This window comes from Catellatospora tritici, from assembly GCF_019083965.1.
GTDB lineage: Bacteria > Actinomycetota > Actinomycetes > Mycobacteriales > Micromonosporaceae > Catellatospora > Catellatospora tritici.
Genome location: NZ_JAHRCY010000002.1, coordinates 141,744 through 156,902, shown reverse-complemented (window position 1 = coordinate 156,902; position 15,159 = coordinate 141,744). Strand labels below are relative to the sequence as shown.

15 protein-coding genes are annotated in these 15,159 nt (G+C 72.6%); 7 read left to right on the top strand and 8 right to left on the bottom strand.

Annotated features, from left to right (window positions below):
• Positions 1–24: 24 nt before the first annotated feature.
• The gene (locus tag KUA19_RS44425; protein ID WP_217394836.1) at positions 25–3,072 is read right to left on the bottom strand and encodes a hypothetical protein; all 3,048 of its coding nucleotides are present in this window, start codon (positions 3,070–3,072) and stop codon (positions 25–27) included.
• A gap of 73 nt (positions 3,073–3,145) precedes the next feature.
• Here KUA19_RS44425 and KUA19_RS04550 point away from each other — a divergent pair, with 73 nt between their 5' ends.
• Positions 3,146–3,676 carry a DinB family protein gene (locus KUA19_RS04550; RefSeq protein ID WP_217394835.1) on the top strand — a complete coding sequence of 177 codons (531 nt, stop codon included), beginning with the start codon at positions 3,146–3,148 and terminating at the stop codon, positions 3,674–3,676.
• Between the two features lie 378 nt (positions 3,677–4,054).
• The gene (locus KUA19_RS04545) at positions 4,055–5,128 is read left to right on the top strand and encodes a TerC family protein (protein WP_217394834.1); all 1,074 of its coding nucleotides are present in this window, start codon (positions 4,055–4,057) and stop codon (positions 5,126–5,128) included.
• Positions 5,129–5,330: 202 nt separating this feature from the next.
• On the opposite strand, the gene KUA19_RS04540 is transcribed toward KUA19_RS04545, so the two are convergent.
• Positions 5,331–5,993: a flavodoxin domain-containing protein gene (locus KUA19_RS04540; RefSeq protein ID WP_217394833.1), complete on the bottom strand. Its 663-nt coding sequence runs from the start codon at positions 5,991–5,993 to the stop codon at positions 5,331–5,333.
• Positions 5,990–6,238, bottom strand: coding sequence for a dsRBD fold-containing protein (locus KUA19_RS04535; RefSeq protein WP_217394832.1), 249 nt, complete (start codon positions 6,236–6,238; stop codon positions 5,990–5,992). The genes KUA19_RS04540 and KUA19_RS04535 overlap by 4 nt, the downstream gene beginning before the upstream one ends.
• A 122-nt stretch (positions 6,239–6,360) precedes the next feature.
• Between KUA19_RS04535 and KUA19_RS04530 the strand changes: the two genes are divergently transcribed.
• The 3 genes from KUA19_RS04530 to KUA19_RS04520 all read left to right on the top strand — a co-directional run bounded on the left by KUA19_RS04530 (position 6,361) and on the right by KUA19_RS04520 (position 8,847).
• The gene (locus tag KUA19_RS04530; RefSeq protein ID WP_217394831.1) at positions 6,361–6,993 is read left to right on the top strand and encodes a dTMP kinase; all 633 of its coding nucleotides are present in this window, start codon (positions 6,361–6,363) and stop codon (positions 6,991–6,993) included.
• A 10-nt stretch (positions 6,994–7,003) separates the two neighbouring features.
• The gene (locus tag KUA19_RS04525; RefSeq protein ID WP_217394830.1) at positions 7,004–7,672 is read left to right on the top strand and encodes a class I SAM-dependent methyltransferase; all 669 of its coding nucleotides are present in this window, start codon (positions 7,004–7,006) and stop codon (positions 7,670–7,672) included.
• Between the two features lie 203 nt (positions 7,673–7,875).
• On the top strand, positions 7,876–8,847 hold the full coding sequence (locus KUA19_RS04520; RefSeq protein ID WP_217394829.1) for a hypothetical protein: 972 nt from the start codon (positions 7,876–7,878) through the stop codon (positions 8,845–8,847).
• Positions 8,848–8,874: 27 nt separating this feature from the next.
• Here KUA19_RS04520 and KUA19_RS04515 read toward each other — a convergent pair whose 3' ends face one another.
• The 5 genes from KUA19_RS04515 to KUA19_RS04495 all read right to left on the bottom strand — a co-directional run bounded on the left by KUA19_RS04515 (position 8,875) and on the right by KUA19_RS04495 (position 13,310).
• Positions 8,875–9,978, bottom strand: coding sequence for a hypothetical protein (locus KUA19_RS04515; RefSeq protein WP_217394828.1), 1,104 nt, complete (start codon positions 9,976–9,978; stop codon positions 8,875–8,877).
• Positions 9,979–9,999: 21 nt separating this feature from the next.
• The gene (locus tag KUA19_RS04510; RefSeq protein ID WP_217394827.1) at positions 10,000–11,049 is read right to left on the bottom strand and encodes an LLM class flavin-dependent oxidoreductase; all 1,050 of its coding nucleotides are present in this window, start codon (positions 11,047–11,049) and stop codon (positions 10,000–10,002) included.
• Positions 11,050–11,121: 72 nt separating this feature from the next.
• Entirely contained in the window at positions 11,122–12,177 is a 1,056-nt protein-coding gene (locus KUA19_RS04505) for a WD40 repeat domain-containing protein (RefSeq protein ID WP_217394826.1), read from the bottom strand.
• A gap of 204 nt (positions 12,178–12,381) precedes the next feature.
• The gene (locus tag KUA19_RS04500; protein WP_217394825.1) at positions 12,382–12,819 is read right to left on the bottom strand and encodes a DUF4265 domain-containing protein; all 438 of its coding nucleotides are present in this window, start codon (positions 12,817–12,819) and stop codon (positions 12,382–12,384) included.
• Between the two features lie 47 nt (positions 12,820–12,866).
• Positions 12,867–13,310: a protein-tyrosine phosphatase family protein gene (locus KUA19_RS04495; RefSeq protein ID WP_308167328.1), complete on the bottom strand. Its 444-nt coding sequence runs from the start codon at positions 13,308–13,310 to the stop codon at positions 12,867–12,869.
• A gap of 160 nt (positions 13,311–13,470) precedes the next feature.
• On the opposite strand from KUA19_RS04495, the gene KUA19_RS04490 reads away from it, so the two are divergent.
• Positions 13,471–14,106: a hypothetical protein gene (locus KUA19_RS04490; RefSeq protein ID WP_217394824.1), complete on the top strand. Its 636-nt coding sequence runs from the start codon at positions 13,471–13,473 to the stop codon at positions 14,104–14,106.
• An 82-nt stretch (positions 14,107–14,188) separates the two neighbouring features.
• On the top strand, positions 14,189–15,106 hold the full coding sequence (locus KUA19_RS04485; RefSeq protein ID WP_217394823.1) for a hypothetical protein: 918 nt from the start codon (positions 14,189–14,191) through the stop codon (positions 15,104–15,106).
• Positions 15,107–15,159 lie beyond the last annotated feature (53 nt).

The following is a 15,159-nucleotide window of genomic DNA, read 5'->3' as shown; positions in this document are numbered from 1 at the left end:
GAAAGCGATAAGAGGGGAACTTCCTTACCTCGGGGCGCGGCTTGGGCCGACGGAGACGACGGCGCCCGCGCCGAGCAGCACCAGCCCCACGATCATCGCCGCGACCGGCAGTTCGGTCGGGATGCCCAGGTACACGGTGATGCCGAGGATCCGCGAGAGTCCCCAGGGCAGCAGGGCCAGCTGGTCGTTCCAGATGGTCAGCGCCCGCTCCAGTCCGATCGCGGCCACCATTGCGCTGAGCGCCGCCAGCGCCGTACCGGCCGCGGCCAGCGCCGTGCCGACGGCGCGGCGGCGCAGCAGGCCGTAGCGGGTGCGCAGGACCAGGGCGGTGGCCACGAACAGCCAGCCGAAGGCCGCGAAGGCGACGGTGATGTAGGCGGTACGCAGGGCGGGGTCGGTCCAGAAGTTGAACCAGTACCGGCCGGGGCCACGGGTGGCCAGCGCCGCCAGCAGGATCACGCTGCGCAGCAGGGCCACGCCGCCGATGACGGCCCAGGCGTGGAACGGGTCGCGGCGGCCGACGATCAGCCGTACCACCAGGGCGAACAGTAGCCAGCCGCCGAGCGTGACCAGCAGATGCGCCGGGGCGGCGAACCAGGTCAGGGTCGCTCGACTGGCAACCAGGACGAGGGTGGGGATCAGCCAGACCAGGACGCGGTCCAGGCGCGACTCCGGGGTGGGCAGGTCGGCCAGCCGCCACGGCCGGGTCGCGCCGAGCCACAGCGCCCGTGCCGCGCCGCCCCCGCGGATGCCCCACAGCGCGACCAGCGCGATGAGGGCGAGCAGGATGCGGGCGAGCCAGGCCATGGCCGGGTCCCGGTCGGCGCGCTGGGCGCCGAGGTCGGCGGCGGTGAAGTTGTACGCGGGCAGGTCCACGTTCCCGCTGTAGCGGCCCTTGTGCAGCTCACGGGCGGCCCGGTAGGTCGTCTCGGCCTGCCGCCAGGCGTCGTAGGCGGCCTGGTCGCCGGTGTCGAGCCACTGCGTGTGCCGCAGCACCGCCGTCCGGTACGCGCCCAGCGTCTCGAACAGGTTGACCTGGTAGTCCAGCGTCTGCGTGAACCGCTTGCGCAGGTCGGGGTCGCGCCAGGTGGCCGGGTCGGTGGCCGCGACCAGGTCGCGCATGCGGCGGGCGAGGTCGGTCGCCTGCTCGCCCTCGGCGACGGCCTCGTCGACGCGTCCGGCGCTGACGGCGTAGATGCTGTCCAGCGCGGCGGAGTCGCCGGTCGGGATGTCCCACTCGAAGATCCACATCATCGGCGGGGGTTCCAGGCCGAGCGCCTTGACGCTGTTGTCGGCGTACGGCCCGAGGTAGAGGCCCTTGGTGACCGCCTCCCGAGACAGTGCCATGGCCTGACCGATCGCGGCGACCGTGGCCGGGTCGGCGGAGAAGGTGCGGTAGGCCCAGTCGGCGGTGAGCCGCGCCGGGTCGGCGTCGGGGTTCCAGGCCAGCCGGGCGATGGTGTAGGTGTTGAGGTCGTACAGCTGCCAGAAGCCGGTGCGCAGGTAGAGCGACATCGGCCCGGCCTTGAGCGGGCCGCCGTCCTGGGTCCAGTTCCACACCCCTTCGACGTGCGGGTTGGCGGCCAGGAACTGGCGCAGCGCCTGCTGGTGCAGCGGGCCGAGGTCGTTGGGCAGCGACCCGAACGCCTCGAACTCGCGCCGGGCCTGGAACTCCACGATCCGCCGCTGCGAGCCCTGCGCCAGCGTGGTGTTGAGCGGCAGGTGGCTGTAGAAGTCGCCGAGGGTGTACTTCGTGGACACGATCAGGTGCGGGTCGTCGAGTCCGCCGAGCACCTGCCGGTACGACTCGGGGTTGGTGTGCAGATCGCCGACCGCGCCGACGCCGACGGTCCAGGTCCGGAAGATGACGTCCCGGCCCGCCTGCCCGGCCGTGGCCAGCAGCGCCTTGAGCATCGCCCGGACCGACACGTCGGTGGTGACGGCGATCTTCGACGAGTAGTCCCAGCCGTTCTGGGCATACACCTCGCCGCCCTCGCCGATGCGCACCATCAGGCCGTCGACGTACGGCAGCGACTCGAACAGCTCGGACAGGCCCGCCTGGTAGACGGCCCACAGCTTCGGGTCGGCGGTGTCCAGGCCGCCGGTGGTTGCGCGCAGGTACCGCTCCAGCGGCGGCGACACCGCGAGCATGTCGGTGAGCAGGAAGACCTTCAGACCCATGTCGTCGGCGTACCGGAAGACGGGGCCGAACGCGGCGACCAGCGCCTTGGCCCGGTCGACGTGGGAGTCCCCGGCGGGGTAGACGGCGTGGCCGTCGCCGACCTTGGCGAAGGTGACGTACTCCAGGAAGCCGGGCAGGACGATTCCGTTGTAGCCCTGGGCGGCGGCGTGGTCGACGTACTGCCGGAACTCGGTGCTGATCCGGTCGACGGCGGCGGCGTCGACCCACGGCGCCCTGGGCAGCAGCGCCTGCCCGACGATGTCGGTGTTGAGCGAGTAGTCGGTGCCCGCGGCGAAGGCGGCCGGGTCGGGTTCGCGGCCGACGGAGCCTGCGTCGGTGAGCCGCAGGCCCAGGCGCGGGGTGATGAGTCTGCCGTCCTCAGCGGGCGGGACGGCGGCGTCGCCGGAGCGGATCCGGTCGGCGACCGCGTACAGTCCGGCGGCGAGCCCGGCCTGGTCGGCGGCGGTGACGGTGAGGTCGGCGCCCGAGGTGGCCACCGTGTACGCCTCCACGCCCGCGCCGGGTGCGGTCGTGCCGGAGGCGGTCGTGCCGGAGGCGGCCTCGATCCGGGTGCGCACCGCCGGACCGGTCCCGGCCTGCGCGGCGACGGCCGGGCGGGGCAGGCCGCGCGCGGCGATCGCGTCGGCGACGGCATCGGCGGCCTTGGTCAGGCGCAGCTCGTCGGGCACGACGACGGTCGTCACCGTGGGGGCGGCGACGACCTGGCGCACCGGCGCGGCGGACGGGTGTTCCCGCGGCACCGTGGCGGGGGCCCAGCTGAGCCCGAGCGCGTCGCCGACTCCGTACGCGACTGCGGCGCCGAGCAGCAGCAGGACGAGCACGGTGGCGAGCAGCGCGAAGGGGCGCGGGGGACGGCGATTGTGAAACACGCTCGCATACTAGGGGTGAGCAGGCGAGGACGGAAGATCACGAGTTGATCACGGCGGCGGTAGCATGGCGCGCATGGAACTGGCCGACGCCACCGCGATGCTGGCCCGCACCCCCGACACGCTGCGCACCCTGCTGTCCGGCCTGCCCGAGCAGTGGCTGCGCCGCGACGACGGCCCGGACACCTGGAGCGCGTACGACATCCTCGGCCACCTGCGCCACGGCGACGCCACCAACTGGCTCCCCCGCGCCCGCATGATCATCGAGTCCGGCACCGGCCGCGCCTTCGAGCCGTTCGACCGCGTCGCCATGCTGCGTGAGGCCCCGCAGCCGGTCGACGAGCTGCTCACCGCGTTCGCCGACGCCCGCCGTGACAGCCTGGACCAGCTCGCCTCGCTCGGCCTCACCGACGCCGACCTGGACCGCCCCGGCAGCCACCCCGAACTCGGCGAGGTCCGACTCGGCCAGCTGCTGTCGGCCTGGGTCGCCCACGACCTGACCCACCTTGGCCAGATCGGCGAGGTGCTGGCCCGCCGCTACCGCACCGACGTCGGCCCCTGGCGCACCTACATGCCCGCCCTCGACCGGGTCGCCACCGCCGAATAACCCCACCCCACCCCACCCCACCCCACCCCCCGCCGCGTCCGCCGCGTCCCGCCGCGTCCGCCGCGTCCCGCGCGTCCCGCCGCGACGTCGCGCTCGATTTGCCGGGCAATCGGGGGAATAGCGCCCCAAGATACGCCCGATTGCCCGGCAACTTGAGCGATCTTGGCCCACCCCGTCGGGCGGTACTCGAGCGTCGTGAGGGTCGCGTGGGGCGCTGGGTCCAGGAAACTCCCAGGTGGGGCCGCTATCATCGGCGTCCGAGGGGAGTACCTCACCAGACCGTTCCGGTCATCACGGACCGGCCCAGCCGGCCCCGGACGGGCGCCCGCCACGACGCGGGCGAGGGAGACCTCAGACAGCAACGTCTGGAGTCTCATCATGCCCGTCGACACGCTCGCCGCTGCCACCACGATCGGCACGCCCTGGCTCTGGGCGATCACCGTGTTGGCACTGTTCGGCCTGCTCGCTCTCGACTTCGTCATCACGCGCCGACCGCACGAGGTCAGCATGCGCGAGGCGATCGGCTGGACCGTCTTCTATCTCGCCCTTCCGGTCGCCTTCGGTCTCTTCCTCTGGTCGCGCCACGGCGGCACGCCCGCGGTCGAGTTCTTCACCGGGTACGTGGTGGAGAAGTCCCTGTCCGTCGACAATCTCTTCGTCTTCATGCTGCTGCTGACCGCGTTCGCCGTGCCCGCCGCGCTCGCGCAGCGGGTGCTGCTGTACGGCATCGTCGGCGCGCTGGTGCTGCGGGCGGTGTTCATCGCCGCCGGTGCCGCCGTGCTGAAGACCGGCACCTGGGCGTTCGTGCTGTTCGGCGCGGTGCTGCTGGTCACCGCGGCCAAGGTGCTGCGCGACGCCGTACGCGGCGGCCCGCACGAGATCGACATCGACAGCATGCGCGGCGTACGGCTGCTGCGCCGGTTCATGCCGGTGACCGATCGTTACCACGGCTCGCGGCTGACCGTACGCCGCGACGGTGTCCGCGCGCTCACCCCGATGGCCCTGGTGGTGGCCGCGGTCTTCCTCACCGACATCGTCTTCGCGGTCGACTCCGTCCCCGCCGTGTACGGCGTCACCGAGGACCCCTACCTGGTCTTCGCCACCAACGCCTTCGCCCTGCTGGGCCTGCGCGCCCTGTACTTCGTCCTGCACAACGCGCTGGGCAAGCTGCGCTACCTCAACCACGGCCTGGCCCTGATCCTCGCCTTCATCGGCGTCAAGCTGGTGCTGCACTGGGCACACGGCGTATGGCCTGCCCTGCCCGAGGTGCCGACCCTGCTCTCGCTCAGCGTGATCATCGCGGTGCTGGTCGCCGTGACCGTGGCGAGCCTGGTCGCCAACCGCCGCGACGCCCGCACCCCGGCCGCCACCGCCGCCACCTCACACCCCGAACCCACTGAACCTACCGAACCCGCTGAGCCCGCCGAGCCCGCCGAGCCCGCCCGTCACTGACCCCGAGGTAAGGAAGGGCCCCTTCTTATCGCTTCGCGATGTAGAAGGGGCCCTTCTTCACTCAGTCGACACGAGGTCCAGTCATTCGGCACCGAGCCGATCAGACGGCGCAGGGTCCGCCCAGTCGGCGCAGGGTCCCCTCAGTTCGGCGCGGGGGCCGCGAAGTTCGGCGCGGGGTCCCTCAGTTCGGCGCGAGGTTCGCTTAGTTCGGCACGATGTCGGTCTGGACCATGGTCTGCGGGCCGCCGCCGGTCAGCGCGTCGGCGATGTGCCCGGCCCAGGACCGGATCGCGGTCCAGTCGCGGAAGTCGCCCTCGGGTGCGCGCAGTGCCGCCGCCACCGCCCGGTCGGCCGCCGTCAGCCGCTCCAGCTCCAGGCGGCCCGCGAAGACGCGGTGCTCGCGGGCCTTGGTCGCTTCGGCGATCCCGGCCACGTCGACGGGCTCCTCCCAGGTCGCGGGTGGGCCGAGCGGGCCGCTGGAGAACAGCCACACCGGTTTGGCGGCCAGCACCGGTTCGTGGCGCTGCACGAACCAGCGGGCCGGTTGCAGCCACTGGCCCGCGTAGACCGCGCTGCCCAGCACGAACGCGTCGAAGGAGTCCATGACGAGGTTACTGTCCTCGTCCACGTCGGTCTCGGTGACCTCCAGCCCGCGCCCGGTCAGCTCCGCCGCGATCGCCTGAGCGATCTCACGGGTGGACTCGTACTTCGACGCCGAGGCCACCAGCACCTGCCGTACGCCGGGACCGGCGTCGGCGAGCGGTTCGAGCACCGGCTCGAACTCGGCCAGCAGCAACGGGCGGAGGTCCAGCGTCTGGTCGGGCACCGTCGGCGCCACGGCCGGGACGCCGCCGGTCACGCTCACGCCGGAGTCCGTTCCAGATCGGCGTCTGCCTGGGCCAGCAGACGCTGTCCGAGCGCGATGAGCGCCCGGCCCGCGGCCAGCTCCGCGCCGATCTCCGGCACGTCGTCGTCGAACCTGGTCCGCACGGCCTCTCCCGCCCCGTCGAGCCGGGGCGCGTTCGGTCCGGAGACCAGCCGGGCGACCGCGCGGGTATGCCCCTCGGCGTCCGGCTCGTCGATGGTGACGTCGACACTCCAGTGCGTCATCGGACCAGACCTCCAAGCGGGCTCACCTGGCCCGTACCCCGCCATTGTCCCCGCAAACCCCGGCCGGTGGGGCCTGACCTGCCCGAATCCGGGCACGTGACCGCGGCGGCTAGCATCGTGCGATGCCCCGACCCGTGCTCATCGCGATCGTCGGCATCGACGGCGCGGGCAAGACCACTCTCGCCCGGCGGTTGGCTCGCGACCTGACCGAGGCGGGTGTGCCCGCGAGGTACTACGAGAACGCGGGCGGGCGGCCGGTCATCACCCGGATCGCGCGCGTGTTCGGCCGGGCCGACGGCCCCGCGCTGCTCGGACGGGGCGGGAACCTGCTGGTCGAGGCGACCATCCGGTGGCTGGCCATCGGGCGGACCGTGCTCGGCGCCCGACTGGGCGGCCGCGTCGCCGTCATGGACCGATACGCCTACTGCCAGTACGCCGCCATCCGCACCCGCCGCCAGCGCGGCGAACGACTCGCCCGCATCGCGTACGGTCTGTTCCCGCGACCGGAGGTGGTCTGCTACCTGGCCGTCGACCCGGCGCAGGCGCAGCGCCGGGTGGAGCTGCGCGGCATCGACCGCGAGGAACTGGCATACCTGACGGCCGCCGACGCCGCGTACCGGGGGCTGCCGGAGTTCGCCGGGTTCACCGTCGTGGACGCGCACGGGTCACCGGACGAGGTGCGCGCGGCGGTGCGCGACGCCGCCTTCCCGACGCTCAGAGCGAACAGGACGGTCACCGCACCGCGACGCGGCTAGCGTGGTCCACATGGGAGTTATCGCGGCGTACGACGCCCATGCGGACTGGTACAACGAGTTCATGTCACCGGCCGCCGGGGACTACCTGCGGCGGGTGCACGCCACCCTCGCGGACCTGCTCGGCCCCGGCACCGGTGCCTGCCTGGACGTCTGCTGCGGCACCGGCGCCCACGTCCCCGCCCTGGCCGGGCTGGGGTGGACGCCGATCGGGGTGGACCTGTCCCGCGAGCAGCTACGCCACGCGGCGCGATACCTGCCGGTCGCCGTTGCCGACGCGGCGGCGCTGCCCATCGCCGACAGCCGCCTGCCCGCCGCGACCTGCGTGCTGGCCAGTACGGACGTCCCCGACTACGGGAAGGTCATCGCCGAGATCGCGCGCGTGCTTCGGCCGGGCGGCCGGTTCGTGCACCTCGGCGTGCACCCGTGCTTCGTCGGCGCGTTCGCCGACTGGAGTGACGCGCCGCGGGTCGTGGTCGACCAGCGCTACGCCGAGCGCGGCCACACCTTCGACACCTGGAACCCCAACGGGGTACGGGCCCGCGTCGGCGGGTGGCAGATTCCGCTCGCCGACCTGCTCAACGCGGTCACCGACGCCGGACTGCGGTTGGTTCGCACCGCCGAGGCCGGACCGGGCGGAGTGCCAGACCTGTTCGGCTTCCTGGCCGCCAAGCCTGGCTGAGCTTCCCGGCCGGCAAGCCCGGCGCACCGGCGGTATGGGGTCGCAAGCCCGGCTCACCGGAGGTATGGGGTCGCGGCCGGGCGGTCGGCCCTGCTCCGCGTCGCACGTTCCTGTCCAGAGGCCGGGACTCGGGTGGCTTGGTCGCGCACCGGCGGAGCTCCGGATCCGGCCCATCAGCTCGCCGTCGGCGCGATACTCGAAGCGTGGGGCGGGCGGCGGCCTTGAAGATCGGCATCGGCGCGGTACTGCTCATCGCCTCCTTCTTCCAGGTGGTGGTCCCCGCGTCGATGTTCGCGCCGCCGCAGGACCGCCTGTTCGGGCTCGCGCTGGTGCCCGTGTTCGCCCTCGGCCTCTGCTCCGCGCTGTTCGTGGTCGGCGGCATCGTCGCCGGTGAGGGCATCTGCGACGCCTTCGGCGGCACGTCCCTGTGGGACGTGGTCACGCGTAGTCCCCTGATGCTGCCGCGAATGCTCGCCTGCGGCGCCACCGCCGGGCTGGTATTGGAGATCGTCGGGCAGTGGCTGGGCCGCCTCTGGTACTACCCGTGGTGGACGTCGTGGTTCTACGCACTGGTGCTGATCCCGGGCTTCGCGCTGTACTGGCTGCTCATCGTGGAGAGCTACCTGGCGGCCAAGGCCGTTCTCGACGCCGTCACCCGCTCCCGACCGATTCGCGGCACCGTCAGACTCTGGCCGGTCGGCGGGCTGGTGCTCGCCGCGTTTCTGGCGCTGTCCATCCGCTGGTACGCCGAGCGTGGCCTCGCGTTCGGCGTCACGGGTCCGACCTCGACCGCTCCCCCGTTCGGCTACGCCGTCCTGGCCGCCGCCGGGGTGACGCTGCTCAGCGGTGCACCGGTCAGCGCCGCGCGACACCGCTACTGGGTGCCCTTCGCCGCCATCGTGCTGGCGGCAGCGGTCGTGTCGCTGACGTACGAGGTCCCCAACGCCGTGCACCGGCAGTGGGCCTACGCCCACTTCCCGGGCCCGGAGCTGCCGGGCGGGCTACCGGTGGCGATGTTCCTGGCCTGGCCCCTGCAGTACGTGGTGTTCCTGGCCCTGCCCAGCGCGCTCCTGCCCGACCTGGCCGCCCTGTTCTGGCGACCGCCCGCCGACGCGGGCCCGGCCGGGATCGCGGCCGCGGTGCCTCCGTACCCCGGAGCTTCGCGCGAACACTGAGCCGCGGTGCGCCACGTTCCGGCGCTGTCACCAGGCGCGGTCGTCGAACCACTCGTCGGCCAGCTCCGATGGAACCCCGACCCGCCGCGCGAGCTCGTCGAAGACCTCGCCCGCGTGCTCGCGGTTGATCGTGTCGATGAGCCCGTGCTCCTCCTCGATCTTGTTGAGATCGGCGATCAGCCCCCGCATCGCCTTCTCCAGCAACGCGAGCCGCCGCGGATCGTCTGCCGCCACCGCGTCGACCGCGGTGCGCGCCCGTGTGTACGCCTTGCACGCCGCCAGCCCGAACACCCGGGACTGCTCGGCCCAGTCGCGGAACGGATTGTCGAGGTACTTGGCCAGCCAGGCGTCGGACTTCGCCCCGTCGACGGCCACCCTGACCGGCGTGCCCTTGAACCGTTCCCGCAGCGCCCGCGCGGTGCTGCGGCGCGTGCCGCACAGTTCCAGGCACTCCAGCAACGGCAGCTCGGGCAGGTCGCCCGGGTCCACGTCGTACGCCTCGTCGATTTGGAGCCGCCGCAGCCGGTGCCGGGCCAGCTCCGGCAGGTCGGTGAGGGTGCCGGGGGTCTGGTCGAAGCAGATGCGCAGGTCGGTGAGGTCGGTCAGGTCCGCCAGCGCCGCCGCCGACAGCGACCGGTCGACGGTCAGCCACAGGGTCGGCACTCGCCGCAGACCTTCGGGCACCGTCACGTCGTCGGCACCGCCGAACAGGGTCAGGCTCAGTCGGTGGCCCTGCTCCGGGGCGTCCACGACCAGGTCCGGCGGCCAGCCCCGCAGCATCAGCGACGTGGTGCCCCCGCCCAGGCGCACGCTGCGCAGGCCCGCGCCGCTGAGCCTGACGTTCGTCACGCGGGTGCCGCTCAGATCGACGTCGCCAACCGCGTCGTCCCAGTACAGGTAGCGGATGTCGCGGTCGGCCAGGGCTGTGGTGAGGCCCCGGGCGGCACCGGCCCACTCCAGCGTGACGCACTCGGGCAGCAGGTCCAGCTGCGACCAGTCGACCGGGCCCGCGGCGGGCACCCGGAACTCGCCCCGGCCGGTCAGGTTCACCACCGGGGTGTGCCGGATGACTGTCACGGCGCCGCCGCCGAAGTCCACAAGCAACGGTACGGCGCGACGGTCTGCGAACATGCGGCAGACGATAGGCCAGGGCTACGACGCTGGCGCGTCGGCGGACAGCAGCTGCCGTACGCGGGGGACGACCTGCTCGGCGTACAGGCCGATGGAGGTCATCATCGCCTCGTGCGGCAGCGTGCCCGAGCTGTACTTCAGCTCGAACCGGGACACGCCGAGCGCCCGTACCGTCTTGGCGATCTTCGCCGCGACCGTCTCCGGCGAGCCGACGTAGAGCGAACCCACGTCGGCCTCGGCCTCGAACCGGGCCCGGCTGGTCGGGCCCCAGCCGCGCTCGCGCCCGATGCGGTCGTGCAGGACCCGGTAGTGCGGCCACAGCTGCTCGCGGGCCTGCTCGTCGGTGTCGGCCACATGGCCGGGCGAGTGCAGGCCCACCGGCAGCGTCGCCACGCCGAACTCGGCGAGCGCCCGGTGGTACAGGTCGACGTACGGCGCGAAGCGCTCCGGCTGGCCGCCGATGATGGCCAGCATCAGCGGCATCTCGTACCGGGCGGCGCGCACCACCGACTCGGGGCTGCCGCCGACCCCGATCCAGGTGCGGATGCGCCCCGACTCGGTCTTCGGGTAGACGTGCTGGTCGGTCAGCCCGGCGCGCAGCTCGCCCTGCCAGGTCACCGGCCCCTCGTCGAGCAGCTTGTCGAGCAGGTCGAGCTTCTCCTCGAACAGCTCCTGGTACTGGCCGAGGTCGTAGCCGAACAGCGGGAACGACTCAGTGAACGAGCCCCGGCCGAGGATGATCTCGGCCCGGCCGTGGGAGACGGCGTCGAGGGTGGCGAACCGCTCGTATACGCGAACCGGGTCGTCCGAGCTCAGCACGGTCACCGCGGTGCTCAGCCGGATCCGCTCGGTGCGGGCGGCGATGGCCGCGAGCACGATCTCCGGGGCGGTGACCGCGAAGTCGGCACGGTGGTGCTCGCCGATGCCGAACGCGTCCACACCCAGGCTGTCGGCGAGCACCGCCTGCTCGACCACATTCCGGATGACCTGCGGGTACGGCAGCGTGGCGCCGTCGGCGTCCACGGTGACGTCACCGAACGTGTCGAGTGCGAACTCCAGCGGTGCGGACATGCCCAGCCTCTCCCTACCTTGCGACAGTTGATCGCAACCGTGCCCCCGGGAACGCTATTCCCCGAGGTCAGCTCAGGCGATACCAGGGACGTCCCAGAAGACCAGGTAGTCACCGCCGCTGACGTATCCGGCGATCATCACGGTGCGGTTGTCGGCCCGGAACCGCACGGAATGCGCCTCGTCGATGTAGCGGCTGTCCAGAACCGCGCCCTTGGCAGGTTTGGCCGGATCGGTGACGTTCCAGAGCGTCGCGGAGCCGAACCCGGTCCCGGTGGCGAGGGTCTTGCCGCTGGAACTGAACGCCAGCGAGAGTACGGCGCCGTCGTGCAGGTCCGTCGCGGATGCCCGTACCGGTTTGGCGGGGTCGCTGACGTCCCACAGGATCATGCTCTGGTCCGCGCCGCCGGTGGCCATGAGCTTGCCGTCCGGGCTGAACACGATCGAATGGACCGCACCGTGATGGCCGCGCAGGGTGGCGATCTTCGACGCGCTGCCCGCGTTTCGCACGTTCCAGAGCACGACCTCGCCGCCTTTCACCCCGGTCGCCAGGACCCGTCCTCCGGGATGGAAGGCCAGCGCGTAGGCATCCGAGGTCTTGATCAGGGGCCGGGGACGGCCGTCGAGCGCGCCGGGCCACAGCACCACGCCACCCGACTCGGCGACCGCGAGGACGGTTCCCGAGTCATTGAAGACGGCGTTGCGAGGCTTCGCCTCGCCGCCCGCGGGATCGGCCAGCACCGGGCGAACCACGGTCTTCGTCGGCTGCCGCGGATCGGCGACGTTCAGCACCGTCACAGACGCCGGTTCATAGGTCGACACCGCCGTCACCCGCTGTGCCCCGGAGTTCCACGCGGCCTGCCCGGAGCAGTAGGCGACGGGCACGCCCGACACCTCGCGAGGCTCCTCGGGCTTGGACACATCCAGAATCTTGATCATTTCCCCGTCGCAGAACGCCACGAGGCCCGTCTTCGGATCGTCGCCGAAGTACGCGCTCGCCGGCAGGTGAGCGATCTCGCGCGGCGACTCGGGCCCGACGGCAGCCGCGCTCGGGGAGGGCGCGACGGCCGGAGTGTCCTGTCCGGACCAACGTACGAAATGGACCACCACCAGCGCGGCCGCGGCGAGCACGGCGACACCGCCGACCACTGCGAGAACGCGCCACTTGGCTCGGCCCTTCGCCGGGCCGGGGGTCGTCACCGGTGGGTGCTGTTCGGACGCCGTCAGTGTCATTGCCGCTCCCCGTGTCCTACCCGAGGATCTTCACCTCGGCGCGTCGACAATGTAGCGGCGGGTGCGAATGGCCGGGCGTGGGATCCGGGATGGACCGGTCGGTCAGTGTGCGGCGTTGCCGAACTGCCACTCCAGGCCGGGTACGCCCGCCGCCAGCTCTTCCATGATCGCCTCGACGGCGCCCGTGCCGGCGTCGGCGGCCACGGTGACCACGACGAACTGCCGGTGCTCGGGCGCGTCCACGCGGCCGCCGATCCCGGCGAAGGCCGCCGTGAACCGGTCGATCACCTCATCGGTGAACTGCGGGTCGGCGTAGGCCTGCACGCACAGGTTCGGCCCGCGGCGTACCACCTGGAAGCCCATGCCCTCCAGGATGATCACGTCGCCCTCGGCACAGCCCATCACCAGACCGGGGCTGGACAGCAGCTCGATCAGCCCGCCGGGCAGCCGCCGCGCGGCCACGATCTCGCGGAACACCTGCCCGTCCTCCTCCCGGTAGGCCAGTGCGATCCGGTTGGGGTCTTCGTCGAGCTCGAACATGGCCGAGATGATGCCACGTCGCTCGACGCGGGCGCCGGTGAGGCCGGTCAGGTCGGGCCGTCGGGGTCGAAGCTCCGCACGAATCGCCGCTGCCAGGGGGTCTCCACCGCGTGCGGGGCGTAGTGCGCGCGTACGTAGGCGACGGCTTCGGTGGTGGGAACGCCGTCGAGCACCGCCAGGCAGGCCAGCGCGGTGCCGGTGCGGCCGCGGCCGCCCGCGCAGGCGACCTCGACCCGCTCGACGGCCGCTCGCGTCCATGCCTCGCGCAGCGCGGCGGCGGTGGCCAGGCGGTCGGTGGGCAGCCGGAAGTCGGGCCAGCGCAGCCAGCGCGCCTGCCAGGAGACCGGAGACGGCTCGTGGCCGAGCAGGTACAGCCCGAGGTGTGGGAGTGGGCCCTCTGGCAGCGGGCGTCGCAGCGCGCGGCCGCGCACCAGCCGCCCCGACGGCAACCGAAGCACCCCTGGCGCGTCCGGATCCCAAAGCACGCTCACCCGCTCGACCCTAACCCCGGAAAACGTGCCCAACGCGACGTCCGTTCGGGCACGGTCGCATTGGCGAGAGGGCGGCTACGATACGCCGAGGCGGCCTCGGATTCCGACGCCGACGCGCACAGGACAGGCAGCTTTCCGGCGACGACTGGCGAGGACGCCCATGCGTGTGGAGTTGGCACTGCCAGCAGATCCCGACCTGCTCGACGTCGACCTGGTCGGGGTCGACGGGGGCGAGTCGCTGCCCGCCGCCACCGGCTCCCGCTGCCGCGTCGGCGCGCCGGTGGTGCACCGGGTGACGGGCGACGACGGCAGGCTGCTGGTCGCGGTGGCGCTGCCCTGCGGCTTCACCGGCGGGGAGGAGCCGATCACCCGCGCCGCGGTCGCGGCCACGCTGAGCAGCCTCGACGGCTCCGCCGACCATCCCGTCGCGTACGGTCTCAGCCCCGCCCGGCTCGCCCACGCGACCGGCACCCGCCCCGCCTCGCTGGCGTTCACCGTGTCGTGGAGCCCGGCGGTCACGGTCGGGTTCGAAGCTCCCGCCGAACCGGCGATCGCCGAGTACTACCTGCGCGCCCACGGCGAGGGCGGCCGCGAGGTGGGCTGGCGGTTCCGGGAGACCACCACGGCCCGCCTGGACGGCGTCGAGTGGCTGACCATGGTCGTGGCCGCCTCGGCGGCGGCGGGAGGCGTGGCGCGCCTCGCGCTGACCGCCTCCGTGCGGCGCAAGGGACTGGAGATCGCGCCGTACCAGGCGCGGCTGCCCGAACACCTGGCCCGCCTGCGCCTGACGGAGTGAACGCGGCCTGGCCAGACATACGCCGGTCGAGCGGGAGCGCGAACGACCCGAACCGCGTCCAAGGCCAGCGGAGGTGAGCGTGATGGCTCGACGACACTGGGCACCGCTGCTGCTGTCAGCGGTGCTCGCCCTCGGCGGCTGCGCCGGGCGCGGTGGCGAGGCCGCATCGGGCGGCGGCAACACCGAGGAAGACGGCGTGGCCCGCCTGCACCGGCAGGCACAGGAGGCGCTCACCAGGTACGACGCCGCGGTCAAGTCCGCCGGGGTGGGGCGGTTGTTCGTCCCGGTGCGGTCGCTCACCGACCAGATCGGAGACTGGGAGCCCGACAACGGTGACCACAAGCTCGCCCTGGCGGCCGGGCAGGTCACCGCGGTCACGACGCTGCCGCCCGACAGACCGCGCGGGAAGGTGGTCTGGGCCGACGGTGTCACCAGGGAGTACACGCTGCTGACGCCCACGCAGGCGATCGCCGCGATGGGCGTGGAGGGCCACGGTACCGACTGCGGCGGCTGCGCCCCGATCGAGGTCACCGGCGCGAAGCTCACCACCGGCGTCATCGAGACGACGCGAGGCGCCGCGACCGTGCCCCGTTGGGAGTTCACCCTCAAGGGCAGTTCGGTCCGCATCGTCCGCGTCGCCGTGGACGCCGGTGCCACCGTGCGGGTGGTTCCGCCTTCGTGGGACCCGTACCACGCCCCCGGCGGAGTGGGGATCGAGTCGGCGACCGTCTCGTCCGACCGCACCCAGCTGGTCGTGCACTTCACCGGCAGCGCCGGTCCGGCCAGCCAGCCCTGCGGCGTCGACTACACCACCGAGGCGGTCGAGTCCGACACCGCGGTCGTGGTCATCGTGCTCGGCCGCCCGCACTCCGACCACGAGTCCTGCACCGCGATCGGCTATCGACGGCAGGCTCCGGTCCGGTTGAGCCGCCCGCTCGGCGAGCGGGCGGTCCTCGAGGTCGTGCAGGGCCTGCCCGTGCCGCTGACGATCACCTCGTAACACCGATCAGGTTGCTCGACGGTGAACATTGCGCCAACAGTGGCGACGTGAGC

Excerpts from the sequence above, each read along its gene's own strand:
- KUA19_RS04510 (WP_217394827.1), bottom strand. The coding sequence starts at position 11,049 with ATGTCCGCACCGCTGGAGTTCGCACTCGACACGTTCGGTGACGTCACC.
- KUA19_RS04530 (WP_217394831.1), top strand. The coding sequence starts at position 6,361 with ATGCCCCGACCCGTGCTCATCGCGATCGTCGGCATCGACGGCGCGGGC.
- KUA19_RS04485 (WP_217394823.1), top strand. The coding sequence starts at position 14,189 with ATGGCTCGACGACACTGGGCACCGCTGCTGCTGTCAGCGGTGCTCGCC.
- KUA19_RS04545 (WP_217394834.1), top strand. The coding sequence starts at position 4,055 with ATGCCCGTCGACACGCTCGCCGCTGCCACCACGATCGGCACGCCCTGG.
- KUA19_RS04525 (WP_217394830.1), top strand. The coding sequence starts at position 7,004 with ATGGGAGTTATCGCGGCGTACGACGCCCATGCGGACTGGTACAACGAG.
- KUA19_RS04500 (WP_217394825.1), bottom strand. The coding sequence starts at position 12,819 with ATGTTCGAGCTCGACGAAGACCCCAACCGGATCGCACTGGCCTACCGG.
- KUA19_RS04490 (WP_217394824.1), top strand. The coding sequence starts at position 13,471 with ATGCGTGTGGAGTTGGCACTGCCAGCAGATCCCGACCTGCTCGACGTC.
- KUA19_RS04550 (WP_217394835.1), top strand. The coding sequence starts at position 3,146 with ATGGAACTGGCCGACGCCACCGCGATGCTGGCCCGCACCCCCGACACG.
- KUA19_RS04535 (WP_217394832.1), bottom strand. The coding sequence starts at position 6,238 with ATGACGCACTGGAGTGTCGACGTCACCATCGACGAGCCGGACGCCGAG.
- KUA19_RS04515 (WP_217394828.1), bottom strand. The coding sequence starts at position 9,978 with ATGTTCGCAGACCGTCGCGCCGTACCGTTGCTTGTGGACTTCGGCGGC.